The sequence below is a fragment of the Sphingomonas sp. BL2 genome, from assembly GCF_056680015.1.
The window spans coordinates 61,219-76,468 of record NZ_JBWXPL010000002.1 but is presented as its reverse complement, the minus strand read 5'-3'; the positions used below and the strand labels follow the sequence as shown (position 1 = coordinate 76,468).

Sequence of the window (15,250 nt, the reverse complement as noted above, 5' to 3'; positions counted from 1 at the left end):
ATGCCCGTAATCACCATGCTATCGCCAAAGGGCGGTGTCGGAAAAACGACGACAGCCCTGATCCTGGCGACAGAGATCGCCGCGCAGGGATCAAGCGTTGTCATGATCGATGCCGACCCGAATTTTCCGCTTGCTCGATGGGCAAAGAAGGATGGAAAGCCCGACAATATCGAGGTCATTCCAGAAATCGATGAAGACGAGATAATCGGCACCATCGACGCAGCTCGAAAACGGGCGGACTTCGTGATCGTCGATCTGGAGGGCAAGGCAAGCGCACGCGCGACCAGTGCGCTACTGATGTCCAATCTCGCGCTCATTCCAATCCAGGGCTCGGAATTAGACGCCGTAGAGGCAGCGCGGGCGTTCAAGGTCGTCCGCAACGCCGGGACTGCCCGCGAGCGTCCGTTGCCGTTCGCAGCGGTCCTTACGAGGACGCCTGCTTCGCTTCGGCTTTGGACGCGCGACCTGAAAGCAGTCGTCGCGAACCTGCAAAAAGCCGGCATCCCTATGATCCCAACTGCACTCGCGGAACGCGGTGCATTCCGCGGTCTCTTCAGCATAGGCGGTACGCTTGCTGAGATGACAAACGCGGACGTGGGTTCGCTGGATAGCGCACGAATTAACGCAGCCGCTTTCCGCGATGACGTTCTGGCGCTGCTCGAGGAAGGGGCTGCTGCATGACCGATAAGGCTGCACCGGGTTCACGCCGATCCATCGCCAGCTTCGCGGCCGATGACGACATTCCAGTCCCGACGCCCGAGCAAATCGTGGCCGCGAAGGCGGGCGGGGAGGGGCTCGGCTTTCGTTCAGAGAAGGCGACTCCATCAGCGCCCGCCCGGCCTACGCCGAAGCCCAGACAGGCGACGTTTACTGACGCGATCCACGTTCGTGCACGCCCCGAGGATAGACAAAGGTTCGAGGATTTTGCGTACCGGCAGCGCCTCTCGAAGGGTGACGCGATGACCCGGCTTCTCGACTTCGCCGAGAAGGAAGAAGAGCGCCTATCGGCCCTGAGCAACAAGTAGAGACGCGACGACGCGCGACGATGATACCCCGAACGACGCGCCCAAACAGGTTCAGTGAACCGCAAACGGCCAACGGGACCGTTCGGCAATAGCTAAGCGAAAACGAGTCGGGCACGATCGCTGGCGCAGGACATAGAGGAGCTGGTTGACGCACATACGCAGGCGTCGCAGCAGCAATAACAGGGCGAGCCTTGTGTCCGATCGCTGCCCCTTAATGTAGAGGGATGATGGGGCTCAGACCGTCGCAACGAACGGGGAGGCTTGCGTCGGACGGTGGGGATGAGTGCCGGATACGCAACGGCTTATATCAGCCAGGCACGACCAATGCACACAGATGCTTCAATGCGTTACCTCGAACCGGGCTAAACGCAAAGATGCCCCGAACCAATACCTGCGATCATAACCGAACGGCTGCCCGCTGGGTCTGAGATCTAGCCAGGAGCGAAGAAGCGGTTGGGTGCGCGAGCGACAACCAGCGGACCCAATTCAACGATGCCGAGTAGCTCCAGTTTCAGTTCGTGAGCAATCCCACGAAGCGCCGCAGAGGCGTTCTGGTGCGCACCGATCAATCGATGTGGCTTCCGCTAACATGTCGAATTGGAGATTCTACTAGAGACACAATAAGCGCCATCGTTCGTCATGTTAGGCAAGGGATTGGAGGGTTTTGACGACGACCGTTCCGGTCTGGGGGCCTGCTGAAATAGCTCTGCCGCGACCTCAAGATAACGAAGGGCGCCAACACGCCTCATGGAGCAGATGCGGGCGCGTTTTGCTGGGGGGAGTTGTGGCGCAGCGAGAGTCAGGACTTAGAAATTGTGGCAACGTGTTGAGCGACAGCCGCAGCGCCGTGGGTTGAGATGGCTGTAGCGATTGAACGAGCGTCTGTCTTTTCCATCGACGGGATTTTAACGCGATCGAGAGCGGCAAGCAGGACAGGACGGCCGGCATCGCGTGCAGCAAGTTCGGCGACCTTTTTCTGTTCAGCAAGCGCGGCGAGTTCTTCACGGAGAGCTTTTTCCCGCGCTTCTATGGTGGTGATGTCGACCGTCTTGAGGGAGGTTCGGGCCATCAAATGTCTCCAAGTTTCAAGCGGCATTGATCGCATAATGTCCGAGGATGGCTTGGATTGCTAGGCTGATCGACTGGACAGGGATCGCTTAAGAACCAGAAACAAAAAAGCGCGCGCCGTAGGTGCACCTTTTGCCCTTTGATCGACAATAGACAGAAATACGATGGCCAGATTTGTGGGCTGACGCGGCACAGTTGCCCCGGCTCCGCGTTCGTGAGATGCTGTAGTGTGTGAGAAGGAGCCAAAGGTCTATGGGGGATTGGTTTAAGGTACGGCAGGATATGCCTCATGGCGCCAATGTCGGACATTGGCTTATGAGTCTCCGCTGCTCGGGGCTTTCAAGATGAAGGTTACGGTCCGGCTCAGCGACGTTCTCACGGCCGAGATCGATCGTATTGCCGTGGCGTCTGGACAGACTCGCAGTAGCTGGATCACAGCCGCGTTGACGCAAGCAGCGCTCACACCAGAAAGCCGAAGCGTACCGGTCATGCCGGTGCAGGGCAGGGGCCATCCCGACGATTACATTCGGGTTACAGTTCGCCTGAACCGGAGTGAAATGGAGGCGATCGACACCGTTGCGGCGCCGATGCGCCTGACCCGCAACGAGTGGATCAAGCGCACGATCCGCTGGCAGCTCTGGAACAGGGCGGCGCTTCTGCGTCTTGCACCGGCAACGCAAACGGAGATCGGCAAAGTCCGCAAGCAGGTCCTCGCGATCGGACGAAACATCAACCAGGCGGTCCACGCAATGAACGCAGCGAACCAGCCGGAGAGCTCGCTCGACATCGCGCGTATCGCGGGCTCCTTCATGGAAACATGCGCGGAGTTACGCTCCCTTCTGATTGAGGCCCGGCGCACGCTGGCGTCCTCTATCGGTGGTGAAATCGGGTACTGGACCCGCAAGGATGAGGCACCGGGCGAGTGAGTTTGCGGCTATCCTCCGGCACGATGGATTCGATGGCAGGCGTCTTTGCGCCTCCCAAAAAGTACCGCATGGGATCGGGGGGCGGCAGCGCCAAAGGCCCGAAGACCGGGGGCACGATCCTCGGCATGGCCGTCGCATCGATGTTTCCGAAACCGGCATCATCGTCCGCTGGATCGCGCCCGAGCGCGCAGGCAAAACATGCGTTCGGAGGCGGATCGCAGGCCCGCATGAATACCCGCGCCGTGATGACGGCCGACCGTACTTCACGTCGCACTCCAGAGGCCGTTGTGCGGATCACCGGGCGTCAACATGGCGGCGGCCATGTGCTCGCGAACTTCTCCTACATCAGCCGCCTGGGCCACGGCGATGTGAGCGAACTGGGTCTGGAAACGAGCGAAGGCGAGGTGCTGCGCGACGGGCGTGACATGCAGCTGCTCGCTCAGGAATGGCACGGCTGGGAGATGGATGGTGACGCGCGGCGCAAGGGGGCGACGTCGATTTCCATGATCCTTTCGATGCCCACTGGCACCGATCCGGATGGCTTGAAAGACGCCGCTCTCGACTTTGCGAGGCAAGAATTTGCCAATCGATCATGGGTCGCGTCGCTCCACGTCGACCGCGACCATCCGCACGTTCACCTCACGATCGCACGTCGCGATCATGATGGCCGACGCTTCCATCCGAACCGCGAAGATCTCTTCCGGTATCGCCAGCGGTTTGCCGAAAAGCTGCGGACCCGCGGCATAGAGGCAAACGCCACGCCCGCCAGGGCGCGTGGCATCGACCCTATGCACGAGCCGATTGCCGCGGTGAAAATGCGTGAAAAGGGACAGGTGCCTGAGATCGACAAGAGCCGTATCGCGCGTGCTGAACGACTTCGCGCGGAGGGTCGCGAAGACCCCGTCATAGCGATGCTGGCCAGCCGGCAGGCAACCGTTCGCGTTACCTACTCACGCTCGATTGCGGAACTTTCGACGTCGCCTTCAGCCGTCGATCAACACGTCGCTCGGAGCCTCGAGCGGTTCGCCGCCACGATGCCGGAGCCCGAACCAAACTCGGTCAGGGCAATGCGCCTGGCGAGCGAGAAGGTCGCCGAGCCGATCGTCGCAGCACCTGTCCGACCGCCTGTTCGTATCCCCGACGCCTCGGTGTCGCGCGCCGATACCGGCCTCGACATCCTCAAGGCACTTCATCAGAAAATGGCGGCGCCGGAGGTACAACCCAAGGCGCGTCCCGGCGATACGATGCCGACGCCAGCCCAGTCCGAGGACAGGGCAAATCGTATTGGCGATCCGATCGAAAAGAGCCGAGCTCCGGCCGGGAAGGATGACGATCCAGATCGCGCCGGCACGCTCAGCGATCGTCTCCGAGCGATCACCGAGAAGATCGGCGAGCCCAGCCAGCCGATCGATGTGTCACGCCACGACGAGATCGTGAGGAAGGCCGAGGAGCAGAATCGCGAGCGGCTCGATCGCGACCGTTCAAAGGATAGGGGTGGGCCCAGCCGATGACTTCAGACGCATCAACCGTCGCGATCGCCGCGCTCATGGACGCCGTGTCCCTGCTCCGGGGCGAAGTGGCGGCCCTTGCGAGAAGCAACGCGCGTATCGAAGAGTCCCAGGAGCAGCTACATCGCCGCATCAATGTCATCGACACCGGCATCGCGCCACTTTGCGACGTAGTGCCGTACCAAGAGGCTATCCTCGCAAAGACGGTCGACGGTCACGCTGATACGCATGAGTGGCTCAAAGCTTTGGCCCCGGTTCTACACAACCTCATCGAGCGATCCGACGCCGATCGCGTGACGACACGCTCGCTGCACCAGGACATCATCCGTACTCAGGAAATCGCTGGCGCCGGTGAGAAGGGGACCGCTGATATCGCCCTTGGCCTCGAGGTGATCGCAGGCCGATTGGATGTGGCCGCAAGTGCCAACCGGAAGGACCGCAGGGCAGGAGTCGCAAAAACCCTGGAATTGATCGGTTTCACCCGCGCAGCCGTGTTGGGGCAACGCGGCCCGCTGACGATCGATGTGGAAGACGACCCCTTGATGGAACGGTTCATCCTCGCTCAACCGGCCGACCTCACATCCAACGAACGCGCCCTGGTCGACTGGCGAAAGGCAATCGCGGGTACCAGCGCGGAGGATCTCATCACGCTTCTGAAAAAGCAGCAGACCCCTTCACCGACGGACACCCCAGAATCACGCCTCCTTCGGTATCGCCTCGCAGCCATCACACGCGCGAAGATCGAAGAGCGCGGAGCAGTACCGCCACCACGGCCGACGACGACCCGGGCGACGGATCGATCAGCCGCCAGTAGCGTCTTGCGATCCCAGGAACTCGCCGCGCTATGGCGAAAGGGCGAAAGCACAGAGCTATATGCCGAGCCCGAGCTGGCGGGCGCGATCGATCTGTTCGATGCTCTTGAGGACAAGCTCGAACCTACATCGGGGGACGTCGTACAGCCAGAGCTGACCGCGCTTCACCGCGACCTGGCCAAACGTATCGAACTCGGCGAACGGCCATCGCTCGGTGACAGCCGCTCCACGCCGCAACACGATCCCACCATCACGGTGGAGCCGATTAAAGACCGTTAGGGTCTTCTTGTCCGCCATCGCCCTCGCTGCCACCGTCATCTTCTGGCTTTGATCAACGAGTCCTGAGCTCAAATCTAAAGTTCAAGGCCAGCGGGGTTTTTTTGCCCGCTGGCCTTGAACATTGTACCGGTCAAATTCTCACGCTTAGACCGAAATGTACTTTCCTTGGTCAGGTCTACCAGTACCCGAGCAGGCAATGTTCGCCCCGGTACGGACTACACGCGTTTCGAACGTTACGCCGGCTGCCCATTTCCGCCGGTTGAACCGAAAATCTGACCCGTCGAATAGCTCAGGGACGGATCGGCTGCGGCGACGTAAAGCGCCGCAATCTCAGCTGGCTGGCCTGCTCTCGCCATCGGCGAGTCTCCACCAAAGCTGCGCAACTTCTCAGGGGTCGCCCCGCCGCTGACCTGCAACGGAGTCCAGAACGGACCGGGGGCAACTGCATTCACGCGGATACCGCGACTGGCAAGCTGCTTGGCCATGCTCTTGGTGAAGTTCAGCACCGCGGCACGCGTTAGCGCATAGTCGACGATGTCGGGTGAAGGATTGCCCGCCTGCTCTGAGGAGGTGTTGACGATCACCGCGCCCGCACTCATCCGCTCAAGTGCCGCCTTCGTCAGCCAGAACGGTGCATAGACGTTGGTCTTCATCGTATCGTCGAAGTCTTGGCTCGAGATATCGGCGATACCGGGACGAGTCTGCTGACGGGCCGCATTGTTGACCAGGATATCGAGCCCACCAAGCTGTTCGCTCGCTTGCTGCACCAGCCCGCGGCAAAAGCGCTCGTCACGTAGATCACCAGGGATCGCGACTGCTTTGCGACCCTCGGCCCGGATCAACGCAATGACTTCGCGAGCGTCCGGTTCTTCGGCCGGCAAATAGTTGATTGCAACGTCCGCTCCCTCTCGCGCGTACGCAATCGCCGCGGCGCGACCAATCCCGCTATCTCCGCCGGTTATCAGGGCCTTCTTGCCTGCCAGCTTGCCGGAACCCTTGTAGCTTTTCTCGCCGTGATCTGGGCGCGGTGTCATTTTTGATGCAAGACCGGGCCAAGGCTGCCGTTGTACAGGGTAGGGGGGCTTAGGATAGACTGCGGCTGCTGGTGTCGTCGCGGCGCTACTGCCACCACTCTGTGTTGCGGCGTTTGCGGCGGTCGCAGCGATGGCACCAGCGGTAATAGCTGCCCCCGTCACGAAAGTGCGTCGAGTGGTATCGGTCATCGTCATAGCTCCCGGAATGATCACAACCCAAGCGCTAAACGATTGCTTCCGTTCCAAATTCTGCCGTTATACCGCGTCGTACCCTCTGCGCCCCTCAGCATCTGCAAATATGGATTCTCTTCAAGACGGATGGGGATCAGCGAGCGGCATTTTTGCTCCTCCTAGCTACGCTTGCAGGGCCGAACGCGTAAAATGAACGAGCGTCTGATGTGGGGATGCGTAGAACGTCGCGAGTGTCTCCGAGACCGGGTCCTGCAGCGTGCTTTATCAAAGTATCGTTACCGCGTGGCGGGCAATAGCAACCGTGTGCCTTCTCGGATCGTTACATGCGCCGAAGGAGAGTAGTTATGGCCGCCCCACAGGACGAAGAACCGGGTTTTGAAACCGACGTCAACGAACTGCCGGATAGCAATAATGGTCCGGAAGATAGCCTTGAAGATAAGCCGTCGCGCGGCGCACAAAACTCAGACGATCTCGAGGAGGCCCAGAAGGAAGGCGCCGAGGAGAGAGAAGAGGGTGGGCTATATTGAATTGTTATAGGGGGGTTTTGAGCATCGCGTCCTTGAGCGTATTGCCTGCGATCCCCCCGGCAGCGACCGCGACTACGACGTTCCCTACGAAGAATTCGACAATACCAACGACGCTGCCGAACGCGATCAGCGCCGAGGTCGTCACCGGCAGCGCAGCCGTTGCCTTACCGATCGCGACCTTCGCCTCTTGGCGAACGACCCGAAGCCGTTCGAACACGGGCTCGAGCGATCGACCTTGATCGACTGCCGCGATCAGATCGCCAAGCGCACGATGTAGCGCCTTCAGCTGCTGCAGCGCTACCGCGCGATCGGCATCGACAGGGCCACCATTGTCGCGAGCGAGCTCCTCATCGTCGATCAGCCGTTGCACGGCTTCCAAGGCAACAGGCGCCAACGCCTGAATGACAGCGGCATGCTCGCGCAGGGAAGGGCGCCCGGTCCACGTCGTCGAACTGACGGCATCCGGTCCGCGAACCTCATCCCAGAGCGCCTTGAACTGCTCACGGACCATTTCACGCCGCGAGGTGCGATCCTTGGTCTCTCTCACATGACGTACGAATGCCTCAAGGCTGGGCTGCGCCGCGACGAAAGCTGGCGCCAACGGCCGCAGGTCGTTCCGGCCAAGTAGCGCCCGGCGCAGCGCCTTGTAGCGCGTGTCGTCCGCCAGATCCTGAATGCCATCGCAAGCGCCCAGACATAGAGTTTGCAGACGCTGCAGCGCCTCCTCGTCGTTCAACCCTTCCGGCCAATGTGTTCCTGAATAGCCCATCGCATTCGATCCGTTTTGACTCAGCTAACGGTCGGATGCACGAATGTTTGCCTGTAGGACATAGCGAGAACATCAAGGGACCAGAACGTCGCTAGACATACGGGTAGCGATGATGTTGGTGGACGGCCCTGATGCCGATCCGCCCCGAACATGTCTTCCTGTACCCGATCGATTGGCCGCAGCTATCGCATCTGGTCCGCTTCGTGCGCGCAGGCGGACGCTGCGAACATTGCGGGCGCCCACACGGACAACGGGTCTTCTACATGGGCGACGGACGCTGGTGGGACAAAGGCCGGTCGTATTGGCGTAATGGCGACGGCGGACGTGTTCGCCGACCGACCGAGAACATCCTCGATTCAGGCAAATGGACACCGGTGGTGCTGGCCTGTGCGCATCTCAATCATGACCCCAGTGACAGCGCGCTTAACCAGCTGGCAGCGCTCTGCCAGCGCTGCCACATGATTTACGATGGCCCTGAACATCATCGTCGACGTCGGATGAACGCACATTACCGGCGTGCGCTCGGCGATCTGTTCTACGGCCCATATCCGATGCGGGGGGCGGACTGGATCACCCCGACACCCATCAGCATGCTCGATGACAGCCGATCGCTATACGCGAACGTCCGGTAGCTCGGAGCGCCGGAAACGCTGTGCCGGCTGCGTCCGGGCAAAAAAAAGGGGCCGCCAAAAGCGACCCGGGAAGTTTTTAGGAGAGGATGCCTGAAAGGCGTCATCTTGGTATCCGGCAGGCCGGGCAATGGCGAATGCAAAACTGGCTAATCCGGATTGCATTTCATGCACTTGGCGGGATGTCGGAGCCAAACTCATCCCTTGGCTAGCTCGGCGATAAGGCACGGCTGACGAAGGTTCGATAGCGCGGGAAACGGACTGGATCCGGCACGCCGATCCGCATGCCCAATGACAGTCGTTCGCATACGCGCATTCACGGTAGCCCGCCTCCGCGGCACATAGCCAAACGCGCTTCGCAACGTTCGCAGGCAGAACCTTATCCACATGAGTATCGAGTCTGACGCTTGACCAAACGGTTCTGGTAACGGAACATAAAGGGAACAGGTAGAGTCTAGACATCATGATCACCGCCCTCGAGTCTCTGCCGACAACCATCGCCCACCTGCAGACAATCGCAACGCCGGTGGTGGATCACCGCATCATGCCGTTCGGTATCCCTGCGCTCGACGATCGCCTCGCAAGCAGGGGCCTTCGCGCTGGAGCACTGCACGAGGTCGCCGCACAAAGCTGTTCGATGGTCGACGATGCCGCAGCAACGCTGTTCCTCGCAGGCATCGCCGCGCGAGAAGCGGCGCATACAGGCGGACCGGTGCTGTGGGTGAGCTGTCGCAACGATCTCTATGCGCCGGGCTTGGAGCAGGCGGGGCTATCATCTGCCGACTTGATTCACGCACAACCCCGTGACGATGCAGCTTTGCTGGCCGTCGTCGAAGACGCGGTGCGCGATGGAACGCCGTCAGCGGTGATCGCCGAGGTTAGCGTGATGTCGATGGTGGCGACCCGGCGCCTGCAACTGGTCGCGGCCGACGCCGACATTCCCGTTCTCATCCTGCGACGCAGACGTAACCGCGACCAGGATCCGCTCGCCGAGCCGTCTGCCGCCTGGACGCGCTGGAGGATCGCCAGTGCGCCGTCCGAGCGCCTTGGCGTCGCCGGCGTCGGCCGATCGCGGTGGCAGATTGAAGTCGCACGGCAGCGTGGCGGCGAAGCATTTTCGATAATTTTGGAGGGCTGCGATGAGACGGGTTGTCTCGCTGTTCCTGCCGCACTTGGCCATCGAACGGCTGAGACGGCTGGACCGGCACGCTACGCGGCCGCCTGAGCGGCCACCCCTTCAGCTTCCCGTCGACGACGATCCCGGTGCGTGTTCGGTACCACGGGGCGGCGGATGGCGGCCGGGTGCGCGGTGGGCGCGCGCTGATATGCCGACCAGGCATGACGTGGAAGGTCAGATCGCAGCGCTGCCCGCGCATGCCAAGCCGCCCATGCGTGAACTCGGCCGACGATCGGAGGCGGCGAACCATCCGTTCCACCGACCAGCGCGAGACGACAGTCACGACAGGGTTGCGGCGACCGTTGCTGCGTTCCACCGGGCCCCGCTTGCGCTGATCGGCAAGGTTGGCCGGCGCGAAGAGGTGGTGGCCGCCTGCGATGGCGCTGCCGCGTTAGGGATCACGATCGGGATGGCCGCGACCCATGCGCGTGCGTTAGTGTCCAATCTCGACATCCGACCGTCCGAGACGGGGGCGGATGCCGCAATGCTGGATCAGCTCGCGCTACGCGCGGTGCGCCGCTGGTCGCCGATCGCCGCAGCCACACCGCCCGACGGGCTGTGGCTCGACCTGACCGGCTGCGCGCATCTCCATGGCGGGGAAGAACGGTTCTGCCGGCGTCTGCGCGCGTTTTGCCAGCGTGCCGGGTTCACCGCGCGCGTGGCGGTTGCAGACACACCGGGCGCGGCACACGCTATTGCCCGGTTCGGGCCTGCCGACATCGCGATCGTGCCCACAGGGCGGACGGTTGAAGCGCTCAGCGGCCTACCGGTCGCGGCCTTGCGCCTAGCAGGCACGGCGCTTGTCGCCGCCCGCAAGTTCGGCTTCGAACGCGTCGCCGATCTCCTGCCTGTTGCGCGAGGGCCTTTGGCACGCCGGCTTGGGCTGGCTGCCATCACGCGGCTCGATCAGGCCCTTGGCGCGGTCGCCGAACCCATCACGCCGCGCACCGACGAGGTCATGCCGATCGTCGAGCGCCGGCTGCTCGAACCGATCGTCACCGCAGACGCGATCGCGCAGGTCATGGAGGATCTGCTTGGCGACATGGCCGAACTGCTGCGCGCAAAGGGGCTTGGCGTACGATCGCTGCGGCTCGGTGGGTTGCGCGTCGATGGCACCGAGCAGGTCGTCGCGGTCGGCACCTCACGACCGACGCGTGAGGTCTCGCACCTGCTGCGGCTCATGAAGCTCAGGATCGAACGGATCGATCCGGGCCTGGGGCTGGAGCAATTCTATCTGGCGGCGCCGCACACCGAACCACTCGACGCGGTCGATCTCGGCGCGGTTCTCGCCGGTGAGGTCCTTGTGCGTGATCCGGCCCGTCTCGTCGACGTCGTTGCCGGCCGCATTGGCGCTGACGCCGTGTTCCGGATCGCGCCGGTCGAAAGTCACGTACCCGAGCGCGCCGTCATGCGGGCCGACCCGGTGGTGGCGCCTGCAGGTTGGCCGAAATGGCGGCGACCGACGCGCCTGCTGGCTAGGCCCGAACCGCTGTGGGGTGTCATAGCGCTCATGCCCGATCAGCCGCCCCGGCGGTTCGAGTGGCGCGGCCGGCCGCACAAGGTCGTGGCCGGCGACGGCCCCGAGCGGATCCACGGTGAGTGGTGGCGCCGTGACGCGGAAGTGTGGGCTGTCCGCGACTATTACCGCGTCGAGGACGAGATGGGCGGTCGCTACTGGGTGTTCCGGCGTGGCGACGGGTTCGTCGAGGATACCGGCGATCTCAGCTGGTGGATGCACGGCGTGTTCGCATGACGGACTATGTCGAACTTCAGGTCCTCACGCATTTCTCACTGCTGCGCGGCGCGTCGAGCCCCGAGGAGTTGTTCGCGGCTGCCGCGCTGCTCGGCTATCCGTCGATCGGGGTCAGCGACATCGGCACGGTCGCGGGCGTGGTGCGCGCATGGGAAGCGCAGAAGGCGACCGGCGTTCGCTCGATCGCCGGAACGCGCGTCAATTTGTCCTGCGGGCGGCAGCTGCTGCTCTACCCGACCGACCGCCTCGCCTGGTCGCGCCTGACGCGTTTGCTGACGGTGGGCAAGAAGCGGGCGGGGAAGGGGGGATGCCTGCTCCACTGGCATGACCTCGAACCCTGGTCGGAGGGCATGATCGCCATCCTGCTGCCGGTTGAGGCGGACGAGGAGAATCTGGCGGCGCTCGCCGACCTGAAGACAGTCTATGGCCGTCGCGGGTACATGGCGCTGTTCCAACGGCGTCGGCCGGACGACGCCGTGCGGATCGACGCGCTGGCGCGGCAGGCAGGTGGCGCTGGCGTTCGCGCGGTGGTGACGGGTGATGTCCTCTACCATGCGCCTGAAGCACGGTTGCTGCAGGACGTGGTGACGGCCGTGCGCGAGAAATGCACCGTCGACGAACTCGGCTACCGGCGTGAGGTCAATGCCGACCGTGCGCTCAAATCCCCGGACGAGATGGTCCGGCGGTTCAAGGCGTATCCCGATGCGCTGCGTGCAAGCGTCGATATCGCCCGTCTATGCACCTTCGATCTGGGCGAACTGGCCTATCAATACCCGCATGAGCGGCTGATCGACGGGCTGACCGCGCAAGAGGCGCTGCAGAAGCTCGCGGAAGACGCTGTCGACACGATGTTCAACGGTACGGTGCCGGCTGCCTATACCGATCAGATCGCGCACGAGATGCGGCTGATCGGTGAGCTTGGCTATGCGCCGTACTTCCTGACCGTCTACGCGATCGTCCGCGAAGCCCGTCGCCGGGGCATTCTCTGCCAGGGCCGCGGCTCGGCCGCCAATTCCTGCGTCTGCTTCGTGCTCGGCGTCACCTCGATCGACCCAATCAAGCACGAGCTGCTGTTCGAGCGCTTCGTCAGTGGCGAGCGCCGCGAGCCGCCTGATATCGACGTCGACTTCGAGCATGAGCGTCGCGAAGAAATCATCCAGTGGATTTACGAGACCTATGGCCGCAACCACGCGGCGTTGACCGCCGTCGTTACACGCTACCGCGCGCGCGGCGCCGTGCGCGATGTCGGCAAGGCGCTCGGGTTACCCGAGGACCTGACATCGTCATTGGCAGGGCAAGTGTGGGGCTGGTCGGCCGAGGGCGTCGGCGAAAAGCAGGTCAACGAGCTGAACCTCGACATCGGCGATCGTCGCCTGCGCCTCACGCTCGAGCTTGCCCGCAAGCTGATCGGTGTGCCGCGCCACATGTCGCAGCATCCAGGTGGCTTCGTCCTTACCCATGACCGTCTCGACGATCTTGTCCCGATCGAACCGGCCGCGATGGAAGACCGGCAGATCATCGAATGGGACAAGGACGACATCGATGCGCTGAAGTTCATGAAGGTCGACGTGCTGGGCTTGGGCATGCTCGGCTGCATGAACCGCGCCTTCAACATGCTCGAGGCGGACAAGGGGCTGCGGGTCGGTTTGGCCGATCTGCAGGACGATGATCCCGACGTCTATGCGATGATCTCGAAGGCCGACACGCTCGGCACCTTCCAGATCGAGAGCCGCGCGCAGATGTCGATGCTGCCGCGGATGAAACCGCGGCGCTTCTACGACCTCGTCATCCAGGTTGCGATCGTACGCCCCGGACCGATCCAGGGCGACATGGTCCACCCGTATCTGCGTCGGCGTGAAGGGCTGGAGAAACCGGAATACCCACGACCCGAGCTGCGCGCGGTGCTGGAGAAGACGCTCGGCGTGCCGCTGTTCCAGGAACAGGCGATGAAGGTGGCGATCGTCGGGGCCGGGTTCACGCCGGCCGAAGCCGATCAGCTGCGCCGCGCCATGGCGACGTTCAAGTTCACAGGCGGCGTGTCGCACTTCAGCGAAAAGCTGATCGGGGGCATGGTCGAGCGCGGTTATCCGCGTGAATTTGCCGAACGCACCTTCCGCCAGCTTGAAGGCTTCGGGTCTTACGGCTTCCCCGAGAGCCACGCCGCCTCGTTCGCCAAGATCTCCTACGCATCGTCGTGGATGAAGCATCATCATCCCGACGTGTTCTGCGCGGCACTGATGAATGCGCAGCCGATGGGCTTCTACGCGCCCGCGCAGATTGTCCGCGATGCGCGCGAACACGGCGTCGTGGTTCGCCCCCCTTGCGTCAACGCAAGCCGCTGGGATTGCACGCTGGAGCCATATGGCGGGCGGTACCTCGCCGTACGATTGGGGCTCCGGCAGATTCGCGGCCTGTCCAACGCGGACGGCGCGAAGATTGTCGGTGCGCGCGAGCTGACCGCGTTCGAGAGCGTCGAAGACGTATGGCGACGATCGGGCGTCCAGCGCGCCGCGATCGAGAAGCTCGCGGACGGCGACGCCTTCCATAGCTTTGGTGCCGATCGTCGCCAGGGCTTGTGGAAGGTGAGGGGGCTCGGTGAAGCGCCGCTACCGCTGTTCGCCGCGGCCGATCGCGCCGACCAGGCCGTCAGTGCGGAAGGGATCGAACCTGATGTCGAACTGCGCCCACTGACCGATGGTCGCGAGGTGATCGAGGACTACCGCGCGCTGCAACTCTCGCTGCGCGCGCATCCGCTGACTTTCGTGCGTGACGAGCTGGCCAGGCGCGGCGTGACCAAATGCGCAGACCTGGCCACCATCCGCGATGGACGCCATGTCGAGGTCGCCGGCATCATTCTCGTTCGCCAGAAGCCGGGGTCTGCCAAAGGCGTTCTGTTCATCACGATCGAAGACGAGACGGGAATCGCCAACGGCATCCTGTGGCCCGACCGGTTCGAGCGGCAGCGCCGCAGTGTCATGTCCGCGTCGATGATCGGCATGAAGGGCAGGGTGCAGAAGGAGGGCGAGGTCATCCACGTCATCTGCGACCGGATCATCGACCATGGCGATCTGCTGCACCGGGTCGGCGAGATGTCCTTCCCACACCGGACCGGCCGTGGCGATGGCGCGAAACATGCCGGCTCGCCCGACCGCGGCGACAAGGGTTGGAGCCCTGCCCCTCGCAACTCCTACTGGCCGCCCCATGCGGACGGCATGGATCCGGAAGCCGTCGTGAAATTCAAATCTCACGACTTCCACTGATGGCCAAGCTCGTCCGTCATCAACGCGTTGTCATCGCGCTATCGGTGCATATCTTGCGGGGCGGCGTTGCGCGTTGCTCGGACGCGCGCGTCGATGTCGTCGAGATCCGGTTGGCGCTGCGCTGCCTGCTCCCGCACTGCCCGGAACGCTGGCCACTTGCACTCTACTGGGATGCCGCAGCCCAAGAGAACGAGATCGGCAGGGCACAGGGCGTGACCGCGGCGTTCAACGGGATTGTCCGCCAGCTGCGCCGCGCCGGCTGTTATGAAGAGGTGTCCGAACCGTGAGCAT

The 15,250-nt window shown here is 63.0% G+C and carries 14 protein-coding genes; 11 read left to right on the top strand and 3 right to left on the bottom strand.

The genetic code is table 11. The features are described 5' to 3' along the window. Together AC1ME3_RS18825 and AC1ME3_RS18820 are read left to right on the top strand one after the other, a co-directional pair. Nucleotides 1-681, top strand: a complete 681-nt coding sequence (locus tag AC1ME3_RS18825; protein WP_480955955.1) for an AAA family ATPase — start codon at nt 1-3, stop codon at nt 679-681. Further along, nucleotides 678-1,025 carry a hypothetical protein gene (locus AC1ME3_RS18820; RefSeq protein WP_480955954.1) on the top strand — a complete coding sequence of 116 codons (348 nt, stop codon included), beginning with the start codon at nt 678-680 and terminating at the stop codon, nt 1,023-1,025. The genes AC1ME3_RS18825 and AC1ME3_RS18820 overlap by 4 nt, the downstream gene beginning before the upstream one ends. 799 nt (nt 1,026-1,824) lie before the next feature. Here the strand turns inward: AC1ME3_RS18820 and AC1ME3_RS18815 are convergent. Further along, nucleotides 1,825-2,094 carry a hypothetical protein gene (locus tag AC1ME3_RS18815; RefSeq protein WP_480955953.1) on the bottom strand — a complete coding sequence of 90 codons (270 nt, stop codon included), beginning with the start codon at nt 2,092-2,094 and terminating at the stop codon, nt 1,825-1,827. Nucleotides 2,095-2,437: 343 nt separating this feature from the next. Here AC1ME3_RS18815 and AC1ME3_RS18810 point away from each other — a divergent pair, with 343 nt between their 5' ends. The 3 genes from AC1ME3_RS18810 to AC1ME3_RS18800 are packed head-to-tail and all read left to right on the top strand — an operon-like array spanning nt 2,438 to nt 5,618. Next, nucleotides 2,438-3,019, top strand: coding sequence for a hypothetical protein (locus AC1ME3_RS18810; protein ID WP_480955952.1), 582 nt, complete (start codon nt 2,438-2,440; stop codon nt 3,017-3,019). A gap of 23 nt (nt 3,020-3,042) precedes the next feature. Further along, nucleotides 3,043-4,530 (top strand): relaxase/mobilization nuclease domain-containing protein, encoded by a 1,488-nt coding sequence (locus AC1ME3_RS18805; protein WP_480955951.1) that lies wholly within the window; start codon nt 3,043-3,045, stop codon nt 4,528-4,530. Further along, the gene (locus tag AC1ME3_RS18800) at nt 4,527-5,618 is read left to right on the top strand and encodes a hypothetical protein (RefSeq protein WP_480955950.1); all 1,092 of its coding nucleotides are present in this window, start codon (nt 4,527-4,529) and stop codon (nt 5,616-5,618) included. Before AC1ME3_RS18805 ends, AC1ME3_RS18800 begins: the two co-directional genes overlap by 4 nt. 233 nt (nt 5,619-5,851) lie before the next feature. On the opposite strand, the gene AC1ME3_RS18795 is transcribed toward AC1ME3_RS18800, so the two are convergent. Beyond that, nucleotides 5,852-6,847, bottom strand: coding sequence for an SDR family oxidoreductase (locus tag AC1ME3_RS18795; RefSeq protein WP_480955949.1), 996 nt, complete (start codon nt 6,845-6,847; stop codon nt 5,852-5,854). 341 nt (nt 6,848-7,188) lie between these two features. On the opposite strand from AC1ME3_RS18795, the gene AC1ME3_RS18790 reads away from it, so the two are divergent. Beyond that, nucleotides 7,189-7,371, top strand: coding sequence for a hypothetical protein (locus tag AC1ME3_RS18790; protein ID WP_333962134.1), 183 nt, complete (start codon nt 7,189-7,191; stop codon nt 7,369-7,371). Between the two features lie 4 nt (nt 7,372-7,375). Here the strand turns inward: AC1ME3_RS18790 and AC1ME3_RS18785 are convergent, their stop codons facing one another. Then, nucleotides 7,376-8,140 (bottom strand): hypothetical protein, encoded by a 765-nt coding sequence (locus tag AC1ME3_RS18785; RefSeq protein WP_480955948.1) that lies wholly within the window; start codon nt 8,138-8,140, stop codon nt 7,376-7,378. Nucleotides 8,141-8,271: 131 nt separating this feature from the next. On the opposite strand from AC1ME3_RS18785, the gene AC1ME3_RS18780 reads away from it, so the two are divergent. The 5 genes from AC1ME3_RS18780 to AC1ME3_RS18760 all read left to right on the top strand — a co-directional run bounded on the left by AC1ME3_RS18780 (nt 8,272) and on the right by AC1ME3_RS18760 (nt 15,246). After that, nucleotides 8,272-8,772, top strand: a complete 501-nt coding sequence (locus AC1ME3_RS18780; RefSeq protein WP_480955947.1) for a hypothetical protein — start codon at nt 8,272-8,274, stop codon at nt 8,770-8,772. 460 nt (nt 8,773-9,232) lie between these two features. Continuing rightward, the gene (locus AC1ME3_RS18775) at nt 9,233-9,994 is read left to right on the top strand and encodes an ImuA family protein (RefSeq protein WP_480955946.1); all 762 of its coding nucleotides are present in this window, start codon (nt 9,233-9,235) and stop codon (nt 9,992-9,994) included. Nucleotides 9,995-10,094: 100 nt separating this feature from the next. After that, on the top strand, nt 10,095-11,699 hold the full coding sequence (locus AC1ME3_RS18770) for a Y-family DNA polymerase (RefSeq protein ID WP_480955945.1): 1,605 nt from the start codon (nt 10,095-10,097) through the stop codon (nt 11,697-11,699). After that, a complete protein-coding gene (locus AC1ME3_RS18765; protein WP_480955944.1) occupies nt 11,696-14,959 on the top strand; it encodes an error-prone DNA polymerase in 3,264 nt (1,087 codons plus the stop codon). Before AC1ME3_RS18770 ends, AC1ME3_RS18765 begins: the two co-directional genes overlap by 4 nt. Next, complete coding sequence (locus tag AC1ME3_RS18760; protein WP_132742086.1) at nt 14,959-15,246, top strand: hypothetical protein; 288 nt, start codon at nt 14,959-14,961, stop codon at nt 15,244-15,246. Before AC1ME3_RS18765 ends, AC1ME3_RS18760 begins: the two co-directional genes overlap by 1 nt. Nucleotides 15,247-15,250: the final 4 nt, after the last annotated feature.